Annotated in this window: 19 protein-coding genes; 4 read left to right on the top strand and 15 right to left on the bottom strand. The window is 72.0% G+C overall.

Annotation, left to right across the window (positions count from 1 at the left end; translation table 11 throughout):
- Positions 1 to 8 precede the first annotated feature (8 nt).
- Entirely contained in the window at positions 9 to 1,268 is a 1,260-nt protein-coding gene (locus tag ABT297_RS05570; protein WP_350545035.1) for an NAD(P)/FAD-dependent oxidoreductase, read from the top strand.
- Here ABT297_RS05570 and ABT297_RS05575 read toward each other — a convergent pair.
- The 8 genes from ABT297_RS05575 to ABT297_RS05610 all read right to left on the bottom strand — a co-directional run bounded on the left by ABT297_RS05575 (position 1,261) and on the right by ABT297_RS05610 (position 8,545).
- On the bottom strand, positions 1,261 to 1,998 hold the full coding sequence (locus ABT297_RS05575; protein WP_350545036.1) for a hypothetical protein: 738 nt from the start codon (positions 1,996 to 1,998) through the stop codon (positions 1,261 to 1,263). The two genes, ABT297_RS05570 and ABT297_RS05575, sit on opposite strands and share 8 nt — an antisense overlap.
- A 160-nt stretch (positions 1,999 to 2,158) precedes the next feature.
- On the bottom strand, positions 2,159 to 3,634 hold the full coding sequence (locus ABT297_RS05580; RefSeq protein WP_350545038.1) for a catalase: 1,476 nt from the start codon (positions 3,632 to 3,634) through the stop codon (positions 2,159 to 2,161).
- Positions 3,635 to 3,856: 222 nt separating this feature from the next.
- A complete protein-coding gene (locus ABT297_RS05585; protein WP_350545039.1) occupies positions 3,857 to 4,654 on the bottom strand; it encodes a zf-HC2 domain-containing protein in 798 nt (265 codons plus the stop codon).
- A gap of 64 nt (positions 4,655 to 4,718) precedes the next feature.
- Positions 4,719 to 5,474, bottom strand: a complete 756-nt coding sequence (gene cobF / locus ABT297_RS05590; protein ID WP_350545041.1) for a precorrin-6A synthase (deacetylating) — start codon at positions 5,472 to 5,474, stop codon at positions 4,719 to 4,721.
- A gap of 21 nt (positions 5,475 to 5,495) precedes the next feature.
- Positions 5,496 to 6,551, bottom strand: a complete 1,056-nt coding sequence (locus ABT297_RS05595; RefSeq protein ID WP_350545043.1) for an ABC transporter ATP-binding protein — start codon at positions 6,549 to 6,551, stop codon at positions 5,496 to 5,498.
- Complete coding sequence (locus ABT297_RS05600; protein ID WP_350545044.1) at positions 6,548 to 7,351, bottom strand: ABC transporter permease; 804 nt, start codon at positions 7,349 to 7,351, stop codon at positions 6,548 to 6,550. The genes ABT297_RS05595 and ABT297_RS05600 overlap by 4 nt, the downstream gene beginning before the upstream one ends.
- Positions 7,329 to 8,138, bottom strand: a complete 810-nt coding sequence (gene modA / locus ABT297_RS05605; RefSeq protein WP_350545046.1) for a molybdate ABC transporter substrate-binding protein — start codon at positions 8,136 to 8,138, stop codon at positions 7,329 to 7,331. Before modA ends, ABT297_RS05600 begins: the two co-directional genes overlap by 23 nt.
- On the bottom strand, positions 8,135 to 8,545 hold the full coding sequence (locus tag ABT297_RS05610; protein ID WP_350545047.1) for a TOBE domain-containing protein: 411 nt from the start codon (positions 8,543 to 8,545) through the stop codon (positions 8,135 to 8,137). The genes modA and ABT297_RS05610 overlap by 4 nt, the downstream gene beginning before the upstream one ends.
- Before the next feature lie 91 nt (positions 8,546 to 8,636).
- Between ABT297_RS05610 and ABT297_RS05615 the strand changes: the two genes are divergently transcribed.
- A complete protein-coding gene (locus ABT297_RS05615) occupies positions 8,637 to 9,608 on the top strand; it encodes a class I SAM-dependent methyltransferase (RefSeq protein ID WP_350545049.1) in 972 nt (323 codons plus the stop codon).
- A gap of 15 nt (positions 9,609 to 9,623) precedes the next feature.
- Here the strand turns inward: ABT297_RS05615 and ABT297_RS05620 are convergent, their stop codons facing one another.
- The 4 genes from ABT297_RS05620 to ABT297_RS05635 form a co-directional block, all read right to left on the bottom strand.
- Positions 9,624 to 10,100 carry a YcxB family protein gene (locus ABT297_RS05620; RefSeq protein ID WP_350545050.1) on the bottom strand — a complete coding sequence of 159 codons (477 nt, stop codon included), beginning with the start codon at positions 10,098 to 10,100 and terminating at the stop codon, positions 9,624 to 9,626.
- Between the two features lie 132 nt (positions 10,101 to 10,232).
- Positions 10,233 to 10,958, bottom strand: coding sequence for a histidine phosphatase family protein (locus ABT297_RS05625; protein ID WP_350545052.1), 726 nt, complete (start codon positions 10,956 to 10,958; stop codon positions 10,233 to 10,235).
- Positions 10,959 to 11,684 carry a TIGR03943 family putative permease subunit gene (locus tag ABT297_RS05630; RefSeq protein ID WP_350545053.1) on the bottom strand — a complete coding sequence of 242 codons (726 nt, stop codon included), beginning with the start codon at positions 11,682 to 11,684 and terminating at the stop codon, positions 10,959 to 10,961.
- Positions 11,681 to 12,685 (bottom strand): permease, encoded by a 1,005-nt coding sequence (locus tag ABT297_RS05635; RefSeq protein WP_502885498.1) that lies wholly within the window; start codon positions 12,683 to 12,685, stop codon positions 11,681 to 11,683. The genes ABT297_RS05630 and ABT297_RS05635 overlap by 4 nt, the downstream gene beginning before the upstream one ends.
- A 70-nt stretch (positions 12,686 to 12,755) precedes the next feature.
- Here ABT297_RS05635 and ABT297_RS05640 point away from each other — a divergent pair, with 70 nt between their 5' ends.
- Positions 12,756 to 13,247, top strand: coding sequence for an XdhC family protein (locus ABT297_RS05640; protein ID WP_350545055.1), 492 nt, complete (start codon positions 12,756 to 12,758; stop codon positions 13,245 to 13,247).
- Positions 13,248 to 14,086: 839 nt separating this feature from the next.
- On the opposite strand, the gene ABT297_RS05645 is transcribed toward ABT297_RS05640, so the two are convergent.
- The 3 genes from ABT297_RS05645 to ABT297_RS05655 all read right to left on the bottom strand — a co-directional run bounded on the left by ABT297_RS05645 (position 14,087) and on the right by ABT297_RS05655 (position 16,537).
- The gene (locus ABT297_RS05645) at positions 14,087 to 15,460 is read right to left on the bottom strand and encodes a glycine--tRNA ligase (protein WP_350545057.1); all 1,374 of its coding nucleotides are present in this window, start codon (positions 15,458 to 15,460) and stop codon (positions 14,087 to 14,089) included.
- Positions 15,461 to 15,672: 212 nt separating this feature from the next.
- On the bottom strand, positions 15,673 to 16,197 hold the full coding sequence (locus tag ABT297_RS05650) for a hypothetical protein (protein ID WP_350545058.1): 525 nt from the start codon (positions 16,195 to 16,197) through the stop codon (positions 15,673 to 15,675).
- A 19-nt stretch (positions 16,198 to 16,216) separates the two neighbouring features.
- On the bottom strand, positions 16,217 to 16,537 hold the full coding sequence (locus tag ABT297_RS05655) for an antibiotic biosynthesis monooxygenase family protein (protein ID WP_350545060.1): 321 nt from the start codon (positions 16,535 to 16,537) through the stop codon (positions 16,217 to 16,219).
- Here ABT297_RS05655 and ABT297_RS05660 point away from each other — a divergent pair.
- Positions 16,480 to 16,818, top strand: a complete 339-nt coding sequence (locus ABT297_RS05660) for a DUF6703 family protein (protein ID WP_350545061.1) — start codon at positions 16,480 to 16,482, stop codon at positions 16,816 to 16,818. The two genes, ABT297_RS05655 and ABT297_RS05660, sit on opposite strands and share 58 nt — an antisense overlap.
- The last annotated feature ends 20 nt before the right edge of the window (positions 16,819 to 16,838 follow it).

The raw sequence follows: 16,838 nt of genomic DNA on the forward strand, positions 1-16,838 counted from the left end.
CTGACGGCATGGCTGATGAGCGGACGTTTGTGATCGTCGGGGCGAGTCTCGCCGGCGCGAAGGCGGCGGAGACGCTGCGCGCCGAGGGCTTCACCGGCAAGGTGATCCTGATCGGCGAGGAGACCGACCGCCCCTACGAGCGCCCACCGCTGTCGAAGGGGCACCTGCTGGGCAAGGAGGGCGCGCGCGAGAAGGCGTTCGTGCATCCCCCGCAGTGGTATGCCGAGCACGACGTCGACCTGCGCCTGGCCACCCGCGTCACGCACCTGGACCCGGCCGCGCACACCGTCACCCTCGACGGCGTCGACGAGCTGCACTACGACAAGCTGCTGCTCACCACCGGCTCGCGGGTCCGCACGCTGGACATCCCGGGCGCGAACCTCACCGGCGTGCGGTACCTGCGCACGGTCGACGAGTCCGACGCCCTGCTCTCGCATCTGCGGGACGCCGCGAACGTCGTCGTCATCGGCGCCGGCTGGATCGGCCTGGAGACCGCCGCCGCGGCCCGCCACCACGGCGCGAACGTCACCGTCGTCGAGGTCGCCGCCCTGCCCCTCCAGCGCGTGCTCGGCGACGAGGTCGCCGCGGTCTACGCCGACCTGCACCGCGCCCACGGCGTGCGGTTCCGCTTCGGCGCCTCGGTGGCCGAGTTCCGCGGTACCGACGGCCGCCTGACCTCCGTCGTGCTGGCGGACGGCACCGAACTGCCCGCCGACGTCGCCGTCGTGGGCGTTGGCATCCGCCCCAACACGGAGCTGGCCGTGGACGGCGGCCTGGCCGTGGACGACGGCATCCTGGTCGACGCCGGCCTGCACACGTCGGACCCCGACATCTACGCCGCCGGCGACGTCGTCAACCTCGACCACCCCGGCCTGGGCCACCGCATCCGGGTGGAGCACTGGGCAAACGCGCTGAACGGCGGCAAGTTCGCGGGTCGCGCCCTGCTGGGCGAGGAGGTCGTCTTCGACCGCGTCCCGTACTTCTACTCCGACCAGTACGACCTGGGCATGGAGTACTCCGGCTTCGCCGCGCCGGGCGGCTACGACCGGGTGGTCTTCCGCGGCGACCCCTCGGTGACCGGCGACAAGGCCCCCGAGTTCATCGCCTTCTGGGTGCGGGACGGCCGCGTCCTGGCCGGCCTGAACGCCAACGTCTGGGACGTCACCGACGACATCCAGCAGCTGGTCCGCGCCGGCTGGGCCGGCACCACGGTCGACCTGGACCGCCTGGCCGACCCGGCGGTCCCGCTCGGTGAGCTGCTCACCTGACGCGTCGCGGACGAAGGCGTCTTCCGCGCATCCGGCGCGCCACCACGAAGGCGCCGGCCGCGGCGACCAGGACGCCGCCGAGCACGGCGGCGATCTGGATCGCCGCGCTGCGACCCAGGCCGGTGCCGTCCACCGCGGGCGCGCCGGCCAGGGTCCAGTCGTGGGAGTCCTTGCCCGATTCGTACACCGCGCGCTGTCCGCCGGGGCCGGTGACGAGGGTCCGGTACGCGGGGTTGAGGTCGGTGAGCATCCGCACCGCGACGGTGACCGTGCCGACCGGTCCCGGGCAGGTGTAGTCGACGGCCGCGCCCTTCAGGTCCAGGGCCATCGGCGGCTCGACCGCGCCTGCGCAGGGCCGTCCGCCGGCGCTGACCGCGATCTGCCTGAGCAGGTACGCCGTGAACCGCTCGGACGACGCGATCGTGGCGGGGTCGGTGTGCCGGTAGTCCACCGCGCCGTCGAGCATGACGCGGTCCTGAGGCAGTACCCCGAGCGACACGCCGAGCAGGGTGAGGTCGTCCGGGCCCCCGGCCCGCCAGCGCACGCGCACGACCTCGGGCCGCTGCTCGTCGAGCGTGATGGCCGCGGTCTGCGGATCGCCGAACGGATGAGCCGCCGCCGGAGCCGGCATGATCGCGACCGAAGCGGCCGCGAGCGCGGCGGCGGCCAGTGCCGACAGTGGCCGGGCGGCGGCCGTCCGGCGCCGCCGCCGATGCCCGTGCGAGACCAAGGACCACGCTCCCGGCGGTACCGATGCTGCGAACGGCGCCAAGTCTGCCGGGCGGTGCGGAAACGTGTGGGCGATGACCGGTGATCGGCTGGAAACGCCGACATGAACATCGAAGGCGCAGGACGGCGAGGCCTCACCCGGTGGGCCTCGCCGTCGCGTGCTACCGCGCGACCTTCTCGCGGCGCCTGGCGCGCACGCCGTGCTCGATGCGGTCGCCGAGCTCCTTGTCGACGTTGTGCCAGTACTCGAAGGCGCGCACCAGCACCGGCTCGCTCACGCCGTCGAGGAGGTGGCCCACGATGTTGTTCACCAGGCGCTCGCGGGCCGCGTCGTCGAGGACCTCGCGCACCATCGTGCCGGCCTGGCCCCAGTCGTCGTCCTCGGCGTGCAGCCGGTACGCGGCGCGCACCATCTCGCCGTCGGCGTACCACGTGCCGCCGTCGTCGGTCAGTTCCGGCCGGGCCGCCGGGCCGCCGTAGGAGTTGGGGGCGTAGACCGGGTCGCTGACGTTCTTCACCCGCATGCCGCCGTCCTTGGAGTAGCTGTGCACCTCCACCCGCGGCGTGTTCACCGGGATCTGCTTGTAGTTGACGCCGAGCCGCGCGCGGTGCGCGTCGGAGTAGCTGAACCCCCGGGCCAGCAGCATCTTGTCCGGCGACAGGCCCGTGCCGGCCACGAGGTTGTTGGGCTCGAACGCGAGCTGCTCCATCTCGGTGTGGTAGTCGGTGACGTTGCGGTTGAGCGTCATCCGGCCGACCTCGCGCAGCGGGTAGTCGCTGTGCGGCCACACCTTCGTGAGGTCGAACGGGTTGAAGCGGTAGGTCTTGGCCTCCTCGAACGGCATGACCTGCACCTTGAGCGTCCAGCTGGGGAACTCCCCGGCCGCGATGTGCTCGTACAGGTCGCGCTGGTGGCAGTCGGCATCGACCGAGGCCATCCGGTCGCCCTCTTCCTGGGTGAGGAACTCGATGCCCTGGTCGGTCTTGAAGTGGTACTTCACCCAGAACCGCGCACCCTGGGCGTTGATCCACATGTAGGCGTGGCTGCCGTAGCCGTTCATGTTCCGCCACGTGCGCGGAATGCCGCGGTCCCCCATCAGCCAGGTCACCATGTGCGCCGACTCGGGCGAGAGGGTCCAGAAGTCCCACTGCATGTCGTGGTCGCGCAGGTTGTTGTTCGCGCGCCGCTTCTGCGACCGGATGAAGTGCTGGAACTTCAGCGGGTCGCGGATGAAGAAGATGGGCGTGTTGTTGCCGACGATGTCGAGGTTGCCCTCGGTCGTGTAGAGCTTCACGGCGAACCCGCGCGGGTCGCGCCAGGTGTCGGGGCTGCCCCGCTCCCCCGCGACAGTGGAGAACCGGACGATCACGTCGGTCTCGGCGCCGGGCTGGAACACCGCGGCCCGGGTGAAGGCGCTGACGTCCTGAGTCGTCTTGAAGATCCCGAACGCGCCGCCGCCCTTGGCGTGCGGCTGGCGCTCCGGGATGCGTTCCCGGTTGAAGGCCGCCATCTGCTCGATCAGGTAGTGGTCCTGCAGCAGCAGCGGCCCGTCGGGGCCGACCGACAGCGAGTGCTCGTCACTGGCGACGGGAATTCCGGCGTCGGTCGTGGTCGGTGGGCGTTCTTGTGTCGTCACGCGGAACTCCTTGCCTCAGAGCGGAAATCGGAGCGGAAACCGACTTCCTCCGGCAACTGACGTTTCCCCCTGCGGCCCGCGCGCGCTGGCCAAACCGGAATTTTCACCGCACAACCGGGCCGTCTACTCCAACCTGACACTGCTTCTGGAAGGAGTCAACTTTTGCGCGACCGCGAGCGCCGTTCGCCACAAGTCGAACATCCATGTGGACGGCAGCGCGGCTCAGGCGGCCTTGCGCAGCGAGTTGCCGGTGTGGGCCTCGCCCCGCACGAGGCGCAGGCGCGCCGGAGCCGGAGCCGGGGCCGGCGGCTCCTCGTCCAGCGCGGCCGGGCGGCGCCACCGCCACGGCGGGCCCTGGCGACCCGCGGGCGGGCGGCCCGGGTCGAGCGCCGGGCGGGAGAGCGCGACGACGATCGCATATCCGGCCAGCACGAAGGCGTGGCTGACCAGCCGGGTCGTCTCCACCGCGCCGGCCATCAGGTCGCTCGTGCTCAGCAGGGCCAGCAGCGCGACGAACGCGGTGAGCATCGGCAGTGCGCCGGCCGGGGTGGAGCGGCGGGTGGCGATCCAGGCGAAGCCGGCGCCGATCGCCACGTTCCAGGCGGCGGACTCGTGGAAGACGTGGCCGGAGGTGTGCGGGTGGGCGGCGGCCGCGGCGGTGGCGACCTGGTGGATGCCGAGCACGAACTGGGCGGCGCCGAACGCGCCGAGCAGCACCCGCAGGACGAGAACCAGGCGGCGTCGCGGCAGCGCCCGGGCGGCCCGGGCCGGCGTTGTTTCCGCCGGCTGGGGGCCGGCGTCACGCGCCGATCGGAAGCCGGCGAGCAGGCTCTCCGCGGATGGCGGGGCGGCCGGCATCGGCTGCAGGCGCACGAGCCGGGTCACGGCCACGGCCTCGCGCTCCCACTCCCGGCACGCCGGGCATCCCGCCAGATGGGCGTCGACGAGCGCCGGCTCGATCGGTTCGTCCTCGCCGTCCAGCCGGGCCGACAGCGCCTCTTGGTACCGCTCACACTCCACGGTTGGATTGTCGCCGCGTACGCTGCGGAAGTTCCACCCCTAAGGTGGCCGAGCCTGATGCCTGCTACGACCCCGTGCGGCGCAGCAGGTAGGTATCCATGATCCAGCCCTTGCGGGCCCGGGCCCGCGTGCGCACCGCCTCGATCTCGTCGATGACCTCGCCCAGGCGTCCGGCCATCAGCAGCTCGTCCGGGGTGCCCAGGTAGGCGCCCCAGTAGATGTCGATCGGCTCGTCGCGGTACAGGCGGCAGGCCAGGCCGGCATCGAGCATGACGACCACGTCGTCGCAGCCCTCGGGCCAGGCCGCGGCGAGGCGGCGCCCGGTGGTGATGTGCACCGGCCCGGCGACCCGGTTGAGCGGGACCCGATGGCGCGCGGCGAGGATCTGCACGCTGCTGATGCCCGGGATCACCTCGTACTCGACCTCGTACCCCGCCTCGCGGATCGTCTCCAGGACGCGGATCGTCCCGTCGTACAGCGCCGGGTCGCCCCACGCCAGGATCCCGCCGACGCCGTCCTCGCCCAGCTCGCGCTGGATCGCCTCGGCGAGCAGCCGGGCCCGCTCGTCCCGCCAGTCCCGGACCGCGCCCGTGTAGTCGGCGGCGACGCGGTCCCGCGGCGGGTCCGGGATCACGATCGTGCGGTAGTCGCCGGTGACGTACCGCCCGCACAGCGCCATGCGGGCCTCGGTCAGCTCGGCGGCCGCCTCGCCTTTGTCCAGGACGAAGAACGCGTCCACGGCGTTCATCGCATTGATCGCCTGGACGGTGACCTGGTCCGGGTCACCGGCGCCGACCCCGATGATCAACACTTTGCGCATGTCGCCATCGTATGTGCGGTCTCAGGCGGGGTAGGCCCGGGTCTCCGCGGCCTTGACGGCGGCCCACACCTCCCGCCCGGGGGTGAGCTCCAGGTGGGCCGCGGCCGCGGGCGTCACGTCGGCGGCGGCGGGCAGCGCGCCGGCCAGCTGGATGCGCAGGTTGTCGCCGTGGCGCTGGATGCCGGCGATGGTGGCCGGCCAGGCGTTGCGCGGGCTGCCGTCGGGGCGGTCCGGGTGCAGCGCGACCGCGGCCGGTGCAAACGCCACGAACGCGTCGCCCTGCAGCGCGTCCGCGGCGGTGAGCAGCACGCCGCCCACGTCGACCGTGTGGCCGTCGGCCCGGCCGCGGTAGAGGTTGAGGCCCACCAGCCGGGCCACGTACTCGGTCCGCGGCCGCGCGGTGATCTCGGCCGCGCCGCCCTCCTGCACGACCGCGCCGCCCTCGATGATCACCAGCCGGTCGGCGAGCACCAGCGCGTCGAGCGGGTCGTGCGTGACCAGCAGTGTGGCGCCCGGATGATCGGTGAGGTGCCGCTGCAGCTCGGCGCGGGTGTCGGCCCGCGTCCCGGCGTCCAGCGCGGCGAGGGGCTCGTCGAGAAGCAACAGCCGCGGTTGTACCGCGAGAGCCCGCGCCAGCGCCACCCGCTGCGCCTGGCCACCAGAGAGCTGGCGCGGCTTACGCCGGGCGAAGTCGGCCAGCCCCACCCGGCCGAGCCAGTCCATGGCCCCGGCCCGGGCGGTCCGGCGGTCGGCGCCCTGGCGGCGGGGCCCGAAGGCGACGTTGTCCAGCGCGCTCAGGTGCGGAAAGAGCAGGTAGTCCTGGAACACCACGCCGATCTGCCGGCGCTCGGGCGGGGTCCAGACCCGCTGCCCGGGCCGGTCGAGGTCGCGGCCGTCGAGCGTGATGTGCCCGTCGGTGAGCGCGGCCAGCCCGGCCAGCGCCCGCAGCGCGGTGGTCTTGCCCGCCCCGTTGGGCCCGAGCAGGGCAACGACCTCTCCGGCGGCGATGCTGAGCGCCACGTCCAAGCGGAAGGTGCCGCGGTCGACCACGATCCGCGCGTCCAGGTAGGCCGTCACGCTGTAATCCAGCGGTCGCGCAGCGAGGCCAGGATCGCCACCGAGACGGCGAGCAGGATGAGGCTCAGCACGATCGCGGCCTGCAGGTCGGTCTCGAGCGCGAGGTAAACCTCCAGCGGCATCGTCCTCGTCGTGCCCGGGAAGCTGCCGGCGAACGTGATCGTCGCGCCGAACTCGCCCAGCGCCCGGGCCCAGCACAGCACTCCCCCGGCGGCGATGCCGGGGGCCACCAGCGGCAGCGTCACGTGCGTGAAGGCCGTCCAGCGCCCCGCGCCGAGCGTCGCCGCGGCCTCCTCGTAGCGGCTGTCGGCGCCGCGCAGCGCGCCCTCGACGGCGATGATGAGGAACGGCATCGCGACGAACGCCTCGGCCAGCACGACCGCGGTCGTGGTGAACGGCACCGTGATGCCGAACGTGCGGTCCAGCCACGCGCCGAGCAGGCCGCGGCGGCCGAAGACCAGCAGCAGCGCGACGCCGCCGACGACCGGCGGCAGCACCAGCGGCACGGTCACCAGCGCGCGCACCAGCCGGCGACCGGGGAATTCGACCCGGGCGAGCAGCCACGCCAGTGGCACGCCGAGCGCGAGGCACACCAGCGTGGCGATGGTGGCGCTCTGCAGCGACAGCCGCAGCGCGGTCAGCACACCGGGCTGGGCGAGGCGCTCGGGCAGCGTCGTCCAGGGCGCCCGGATCAGCAGGCCGGCCAGCGGCAGGACGAGAAAGGCGAGGCCGAGGCCGGCGGGCACCAGCAGCGCGGCCGGTACCCGCCGGGAGCCGTCACGGCGCCTGGAAGCCGGCATCCGAGAGCACGCTCTTGCCCTTGTCCGACAGCACCCACGCCACGAACGCCTGCGCGCCCGCCGCGTTCGGCGCGTTCTTGAGCACGATGATCGGGTAGTCGTTGATCGCGCCCGCCGACTCCGGGAACTCGACGCCTTCGACGTCGGCGGCGGCGGTGGCGGCCTTGGCGTCGGTGCGGTACACGAGCGCGGCGTCGACCTCGCCCAGCTTCACCTTCGACAGCGCGCCCTTGACGTCCTGCTCGAGCGTGACCGGGGTGAGCTTCACGCCCGCGGCGTCCAGCGCCTTCTTGGCCGCCGCGCCGCACGGCACCTGCTCCGCGCACAGCGCGACCTTCACGCCGGGCTTGGTCAGGTCGGACAGGCCCTTGACGCCCTTCGGGTTGCCCTTCGGCACCGCGATCACGAGCTGGTTCTTGACGAACGTGGTCGCCGTGTCCACGCCGTTGCCCGCGTCGGTGACGGTCTTCATGTTGGCCGGCGCCGCCGAGGCGAACACGTCGGCGGGCGCGCCCTGGTTGATCTGCGTGGCGAGCGCGGAGCTGCCGGCGAAGTTGAACGTGACCTTGGCGCCCGGGTTGGCCGCCTCGAAGTCCTTGCCGATCTTGTTGAAGGACTCGGTCAGCGATGCCGCGGCGAATACCGTGACCGTGCCGGTAACCGCCTTCGAGGCCGACGTCGTCGGCGTCGAAGGCTGGTTCGACGTGTCGGTCTTGTCACTGCAGCCGGCCAAGCCGGTCAGGCCGACCGCAACAACCATGAACCCTGCCAGCGCGGCACGTCTCATGAGTGGTTCCTCCCTTTGTCAACGCGCTCCACCACGACGGTGGTCGACTTGATCACCGCGACGGCCAGCGACCCGACCCGCAGGTCGAGCTCGTCCGCCGCCTCGCGGCTCATCAGCGAGACGATCCGGAACGGCCCGGCCTGGATGTCGACCTGCGCCATCACCGTGTCCTTGACCACGGCGGTGACGATGCCGCGCAGGCGATTGCGCGCAGAGGAGCCGTCCGAGCCCTCCTCCGCCTCGGCGGCCTGCGTCCGGGCGAACGCGGCCAGGTCGACCCCGTCGATCACGCGGTGGCCGTTGTCGTCGCGCCCCGCGGCGAGCCGCCCCGAGTCGACCCAGCGGCGCAGCGTGTCGGCGCTGACGCCGAGCAGCTCGGCCGCCTCGCCGATGCGGAACTTGGTCATGGGCGGAAGCTTATCGACCGCAGTTGCGAGGACAAACCCGCCTTGGAGCTGGCATCTGCCCAAGAAATATGTGGCCAGGCATGATAGGCACATGACGCAGCGATGGCTCGAGGTGCTCGACCTGCTGGCGGGCGCGGTGGCCTCCGCCGGCCCGGCGACCGTCGTGGTCGACGGCACGGACCCGGCGGTCGTGACGTCCACCGCGCAACGGCTGGCATCGACGGTGTCCGCCGCGCGCGAGGCCCGCGGTGACATCGCCCGCGGTGACATCGCCCGAGGTGACATCGCCCGAGGTGACGGGAGCATCGCCATCGACGGTGGCGGTCCCCGTGTGGTCGTGTGGCTGCGCACGTCCCGGCGCCGCCACGCGGACGAGGCCAACCGCGGCGACGCCGCCGACATCGTCGTCGACCTGCACGACCCCGCCTGGCCGGTCGTGCGCCACATCGATCCGCGGCTGCTCGATCACGGCCGGTGGTATCTGCGCGAGTCCCGCGCCTTCTTCGGCGTGCGCGCCGCGACGTGGGACGCGAAGTTCGGCGACGACCTGCCCGCGTACGCCGCCGCCGTGCACCGCGCCGGCCTGCCCCGCGGCGGTGCCGTCCTCGACGCCGGCTGCGGCACCGGCCGGGCGCTGCCCGCCCTGCGCGCCGCGGTCGGCCCGGAGGGCGTGGTCCTGGGCCTGGACCTGACCCCGCAGATGCTGCACGTGGCGCGGGCCCGCGGCGAGCGGCTGATCCTCGGCGACGCCCGCCGCCTGCCCCTCGCCGCCGCCTCGCTGGACGCCGTCTTCGCCGCCGGCCTGGTCATGCACCTGCCGGACGCCACCGAAGGCCTGCGGGAGCTCGCCCGGGTCACGGTGCCGGGCGGCCATCTGGTGCTCTTCCACCCGTCGGGCCGCGCCGCCCTGGCCGCCCGCCACGGCCGGGTCCTGCGCCCGGACGAACCGCTGTCGCGCTCCCCGCTGACCGAGTCGTGCTCGCGGGCGGGCTGGACCCTGACGGACTACGACGACGGCGACGAGCGTTTCTTCGCCCTCGCGATCCGTCGCGCGGACCGCTGACGGCCCGCCCCCTGGTCAGACGGCGACCATCAGGCCCAGGTCGGTCAGGAAGTCGCGAGCCTTCCGCGCCTCGCCCGTCGGCAACAGCGTCCACGGCACCACCAGGACGCCCGCGCCGCCGATCACCACCACCCAGAACTCGCCGGTGTCCTCGACACGCTCGACCGCCGTCCACTCGTAGCCGGCCCGCAGACTCTGCGTGTGCACGCGGACCGCCTCGTCGGTCAGCTCGTATGTCGCCGTCTCCACGAACACGCCCGTGCGCGCCTTCGCGGCCGCGCGGGTGAGCAGCCATGGGCCCACGAGGAGGACCATGCCCGGGGTGATCAGGACGCCGGCACCGACGGGGATACCGAGGAGGAGCGCGCCGAGGCCGGCCGCCGAGAGCCCGCCGCCCACGAGGCTCCACGAACGCAGCGTGCCGCGCATCCGCGCCCGCACCGACCTGCGGGTCCGGCCGCGGTCCGGTTGGACCGTCAGCGTGATGTGCATCGCTCCCCGTTCATCGACTGCTGCCGCGACAGTACGCCACCACGATCACTGCCTGCGCGGCGCCCGGGAGCACATGCCCTCCCCGCGAACCACGACGGCGATCAGCGCGCCGGCGGCCCGAAGCGGCGGGCCTCAGATGCCGTCGGTGGAGGAGCCGACCGTCCAGTAAACCCGGTTGTAGTCCTCGAGCACGAGCCCGTCGCCGGCGTCGCGGTAGGTGGTGACGCCGCAGTTCTCCGGCGGCCCGCCCTCGGGCTGGCGCTGCGCCTGAGAGTAGCTCCAGCCCTCCAGCAGGAAGCGGAAGCAGCGCAGCGTGCCGCCGTGCGTGACGACCATGATCTTCTGGCCGGCGTGGTCGCGGGAGAGCACATTGAGAAACGTGTGCACCCGCCCGGTGACGTCGGCGAGGCTCTCCCCGCCGGGCGGGCGGGCCATGAAGCCGCCGAAGGTCTGCCAGTACTCGTTGAGCCATGGGAACGCCGCCTCGGCCTCGGCCGTCGTCATGTCGTAGGCGAAGCCCGGGTCGCGCTCGCGGATGAACAGCTCGGACTTGACCCGCATCCGGTTGCGCTCGGCGGTCGGGTAGGCCTCGAGGATCGCCTGCGCGGTCTGCTCGGTGCGCGCGTAGCCGCTGGTGAACACGTGATCGAAGACGCCGAAGCGCTCGCGGATGCCCTGACCGGTCTGCGCGGCCTGCTTGTGCCCGTCCGGGGTCAGCTCGATCAGGTGGTCGGGCACGCCCCTCAGGAGCTGGCGGGCCGCGTCGTCGGCGAAGTAGACGCTGCCCTTCTTGGCGATGTTGCGAGCGGACTCGGCGTGCCGGACGAGGACGAGCAGGGCGGGGTGTGCGTGGGTCACCTATGACTCGTACTGCTCCTGTGGCGCCGGTATCAAGGTGACCTCGGACACGTCGATGAACGGGATCGCCTCGCCATTGACCTGGTCCCGCAGCTCACGGCCGCTGTACTTGCCGGTGACCCGCAGCCACTGCTGGTCGGCCAGGCCCTCGGGCAGCTCGCCGCCGAGCGCGACCTTCACCGGCCGGGCGTCGGCGGCGCAGCAGCTGACCATCATCCGGGCCAGCAGCCACGAGTCCTCCGGGCCGCGCATCGCGAAGCCGGTGAGCTCGACGCGCCGCTCGCCCAGCGAGGCGCCCCGGTCGAAGATCGCCCGGGAGGCGTAGTCGAGCATCGTCAGCCGCACCGGGTCGCCCGCCGGCAGCGGCGCGTACTCGGAGCGCGCGGTGACCGCCGACCCGCTGCGCCCGGCCGCGTAGGAGCCCAGTGCCGGCGGGGCGAACAGCAGCAGCCCGAGCACGGGCGCGAGCAGCAGCCAGGCCACCTTCGGCCCGCCGTGCGCGTGCCCATGCCCGTCGTCCTCGTGCGTGTCGTGCTCGTGCCGGTGTCCGGGCCGCAACTCGTACCACAGCGTGAAGATCCCGGCGAGCACCAGCAGGGCGCCGGCGGCCACGAGGTAGGGCTGCAGCCCCGGCTTGACGTAGTTGAGGTACTGCCCGGTCAGGCTGGCGCGCAGCACCGCGCCCCCGACCAGCAGCAGGATGACGGCCTGGGCCTGCTTGTTCACAACAGCACCGGTCCCAACGCGGCGGAGGCGAGGATCGCCACGACGAACGTGGTGGGGGCGAAGCGCAGCGCGAAACGGCGGCCGAAGATGCCGGCCTGCATCGCGAACAGCTTCAGGTCGACCATCGGCCCGACGACGAGGAACGCCAGGCGCGCGGTCAGCGAGAACTGGGTCAGCGACGCGGCGACGAACGCGTCCGCCTCCGAGCAGATCGACAGCAGCACGGACAGCAGGCCTAGAGCCACGATCGCCAGCACCGGGTTGGCTGCCAGGTGCGCGAGCCACGACTGGGGCACCACGACCGCGATGATCGCCGCCGAGGCCGCCCCGATGACCAGAAACCCGCCGGCGTGCAGGACATCGTGCCGTACCGAAGCCCAGAACGCCGGCCACTTGGCCATGCCCTCCAGGTGGGCCCGCGACGGCATGCGCAGCCAGCTGCCCTTGCCGAACGCCTGCCACAACCAGCCCATCAGGCACGCGACCACGAGGCTGGTCACGGCCCGGGCGATCACCACCTTCGGCTGGCCCGGGAACGCGACCGCGGTCGAGATCAGCACGATCGGGTTGACGGCCGGCGAGGCGAGCAGGAACGCGAACGCGGCGGCCGGCGTGACCCCGCGGCGCACCAGCGCCCCGGCCACCGGCACCGACGCGCACTCACAGCCGGGCAGCACCACGCCGGCGGCGCTCGCCGTCGGCACCGCGAGCGCCGGATGCGACGGCAGCGCCCGGGCGAAGAACGAGGGCGGCACGAACACGGCGATGATCGAGGACAGCACCACGCCGAAGACGAGGAACGGCATCGCCTGGGTCAGCACGGACACGAACACGGTCAGCCAGGTCTGCAGCGCCGGCGTGGCGAGCGATCGCGTGATCGGGCCGCGCAGCAGCACCACGAGCACGAGCACGGCCGCCAGCACCTCGACCGAGCCAACCCGCCACCGTCGCCGCGCGGGCACCGGCTCGGGCGGCGCGGGCGTCTCCTGGGTCAGCGTCACGGGAGGAGGCTACCCGTTCGATTGGTACCGTCGGCATGAAGCGCCGACGAACACTTCGGAGGGTGAACCTATGGTCGCTGACTTCGACTCTCAGGCCTGCGCGCAGGCCCACGGCACCGTCGAGCCAGCGCCGGACGGCCGCGCCGTGGTCGCGGTGTTCGACTCGCCCGTCGCCACCCACCTGCTGCACTTCGCCGCGACGCTGGGCTACCGGGTCGCGCTCGCCGATCCACGGCTCGACGGTGCGGGCCTGTCGGACGTAACCTTCGATGCCAACACCGACGTGGTGGTGACCGACCACGACCGCCCCGAACTGGGCGCGGTACTGCGCGACGCGCTGGCCTCGCCGGCCCGCTGGGTCGGGGTGATGGGCAGCCCGCGGCACGCCGCGCCGCACGTCGAGGCGCTGCGGGCGCTCGGCGTCGCCGAGGACGACATCGCCCGGGTGCACCGGCCGATCGGGCTGAACATCGGCTCGCGGACGCCCGCCGAGATCGCCCTGGCAACCCTCGCCGGCCTGCTCGCCGACAGAAACAACCGCCCCGGCGGCTTCGCCTTCTGACGGCCCACCGGCGTCACCACCAACACACAGGCACGCCCAAACGCCCACCGCGCCTAGCGCCGGCAAGAACCGCAACCACCACCCGTGTCCAGCGTCGCAAATACCGCAACCACCGTGCCAGCGCCCGCGCGGACCCGCCTCCACCGTGCCCAGCGCCGGCGCGGACCCGCCTGCACCGCACGCCGCGCCCGCACGGACTACAACCACCGCACGCAGGGCCGACACGGGACCACAACCACCGCATGCAGCGGCCCAAGCACCACCCCACCGCGCAACGCCCACAAAAGACCCCAGCCACCGCACACAGCACGCCCCAACAACCACCACCGCGCACAGCACCCACAGCGAACGCGGCCACCACGCACAGCGCCCACACAGGACCCCAACCACTGCGCACAGCGCCCACGAGGGCACCGCGGCTACCGCACGCAGCGCCCTCACGGAACCGCAACCACTGCGCACGGCGCCCGCAAACCAGCCATCGCACGCAGCACCCACAGAGAACCGCAACTAACCGCGCACAGCACCCAACCGGAACCGCAACCACTGTGCGGCGCCACAGAAAACCGTGGCTAACCGCGTACAGCGCCCAACCGGAACCGCAACCACTGCGCGGCGCCACAGAAAACCGTGGCTAACCGCGTACAGCGCCCAACCGGAACCGCGACCACTGCGCCGCGCCACAGAAAACCGTGGCTAACCACGTACAGCGCCCAAACGGAACCGCAGCCACTGCGCGCAAGCGCCCGCAAAAGTGCGAGCGAAGCGAGCATGGGGGGCGTGGGGTGGGAACCCCCCACCGATGCTCGAGCGAAGCAAGAGCCAGGCTGGAAACAGCTTTAAAGCCGCTCGAGCAGGTAGCGCTCGACCTGGTCCAGGGACACGCGCTCCTGGGCCATCGAGTCGCGGTCGCGGATGGTCACGGCCTCGTCGTTGAGCGTCTCGAAGTCGACCGTCAGGCAGAACGGGGTGCCGATCTCGTCCTGGCGACGGTACCGCCGGCCGATGCCCTGCGCGTCGTCGAAGTCGACCGTCCAGCGCTTGCGCAGCTGGGCGGCCAGGTCACGGGCCTTCGGCGACAGGTCCGCGTTGCGCGACAGCGGCAGGACCGCCGCCTTGACCGGGGCGAGCCGCTTGTCGAACCGCATGACCGTGCGCTTGTCGACGCTGCCGCTGGTGTTCGGCGCCTCGTCCTCGTCGTACGCCTCGAGCAGGAACGCGAGCACCGCGCGGGTCAGACCGGCGGCCGGCTCGATGACATAGGGCACCCAGCGCTCCTTCTTCTCCTGGTCGAAGTACGACAGGTCGACGCCGGAGTGCTTGGAGTGGGTGGTGAGGTCGAAGTCGGTCCGGTTGGCGATGCCCTCGAGCTCGGAGAACTCCTGGCCGCCGAAGCGGAAGCGGTACTCGATGTCGACCGTGCGCTTCGAGTAGTGGGAGAGCTTCTCCTTCGGGTGCTCGTAATAGCGCAGGTTGTCCGCGGAGAGGCCGAGGTCGATGTACCAGTTCCAGCGCTCCTGCAGCCAGTACTCGTGCCACTGCTCGTCGCTGCCGGGCTCGACGAAGAACTCCATCTCCATCTGCTCGAACTCGCGGGTGCGGAAGATGAAGTTGCCGGGCGTGATCTCGTTGCGGAAGCTCTTGCCGACCTGCGCGATGCCGAACGGCGGCTTCTTGCGGGCGGCGCCGGCGACGTTGTTGAAGTTGACGAAGATGCCCTGCGCGGTCTCCGGCCGCAGGTAGTGCAGGCCCTCGTCGTTCTCGACCGCGCCCAGGTAGGTCTTCATCAGGCCGTTGAACATGCGCGGCTCGCTGAAGGTGCCCTTGTTGCCGCAGTTCGGGCAGTTGATCTCGCCGAGCACGAAGGGCTTGGCCGTGCCGTTCTTCTCGACCCACGCCTCCTCGAGGTGGTCGGCGCGGAACCGCTTGTGACACGAGGCACACTCGGTCAGCGGGTCGACGAACGCGTCGACGTGACCCGAGGCGGTCCAGACGTCGCGGGCCAGGATGACGGCGGAGTCGAGGCCGACGATGTCGTCGCGCTGCTGGACCATGTTCTGCCACCACTGACGGCGGACGTTGTCCTTGAGCTCGACGCCCAGCGGGCCGTAGTCCCAGGCCGAACGCGTGCCCCCGTAGATCTCGCTCGACGGGAAGACAAAGCCGCGGCGCTTCGCGAGGCTGACGACGGAATCGATGCGGTCTGCGGCCATGGTTCCTCCTCGGCCTCACGGCGACTGGCTGTCGGCAAGGCTGTTGTCGTATGTAGAGACTGTAGGGACGTCGTGTGTAGCAGAACACCGGTGGATGGGCCGGCGCCAACCCGGGCAAAACCGTCAACGTCACCATCGACGGTACGGTTACGCCGGGGCGAGCCGCATCAGATTAACCGGCGCGCCGCAGTGCCCGGCGCTCCGGGCGGGGCCTAGTCCAGCCCGCCGCAGATCAGGTATCGGGCGCCGGCCTGTTCCATGATGTACCGCTGCTGCGTCCAGCTGCCGTCCTGCAGCACCCGGGCCGGGACGGTGATCTCGTTCGCGATCGTGACGTCGTCGGCGTTGACCTCGAAGTCGGTGACCCGCGCCCGGCCGTAGCGGTCCTCGAACCAGCCGAGGGGGCGGGTCTTGAGCTCGCGGTCGCACACGTGCCGCCGGGCGGTGGCGAAGTCCTCGTCACGCACGGCCGTCAGGTAGTCCTTCACGACCGAGGCGACCTGGGTCCTGCCGAGCGAGTCGGCGTAGGGCAGTAGGAAGCCGATGCCGACGACGCCGGCGACGCAGCACAGCACCAGAACGATGCCGCTGACGCCCAGGGTGATCCACAGCCCCCGCAGGTCGCGGTCGCGCGGGGGCGCCGCGAAGGGGGCGAGCACGCCCGGTCCGCGCGGCGGCGGGGGTACCTCGTCGGGCGCGTTCCACTCGGGGTGAGGGCCGACCTGAGGCGGCATCATGGAGCCAGCCTATCCAACCTCAGGCACGGTCACTGGCGGTGACCTTGAGCTCCCCGCCGGGCCCGCTCTCGGCCAGCACCTCGAACGCCGAGGGCTCGTCGAGCGCCTGGGCCAGCAGCGGGGTGGCGTGCACCTTCACGTCGAAGTTGGACAGTGCCCGCCGGTACGCGCCGACGGACTCCCACTCCGTGACGACGCTCCAGTGCGCCGGGTCGTCGTACGCGCGTCCGAGGCGGCCGCGAAGGTACCCTGGGCAGGCCGCGAGGGCAGCGAGCGCGGTGTGTGCGCGCCCGGCGAAATCCTCGTCGTCCTCGACGACGAACCTGGTCATCACGAGCATGTGGCCGAGCATACGGAAGGAAGCGCTGGAACATGACCGAGCGGGTGCTGAACCGGCTGGCCCGGCTCAACCGGACCCTGGTGTTCCTGATGGCCGCCGTGGCGGTGTTCGCCGGGCTGCTGCTGCCGGGCATCGTCGGCGCGGCGGTGCTGCTGCTCCTGGCCGCCGGCCTGATCTGGGTGCTGAGCAGGACCTGGGCGGTGACGCCGATGCCGATGCGCGTCATCCGGGTGCTCATCCTCACGCTGCTGTTGGTCGCGGCCGCATACAAGGCAAGTTGACAACGATTCCCATTATCAGG

It is taken from the genome of Dactylosporangium sp. NPDC000555, assembly GCF_040300025.1.
GTDB lineage: Bacteria > Actinomycetota > Actinomycetes > Mycobacteriales > Micromonosporaceae > Dactylosporangium.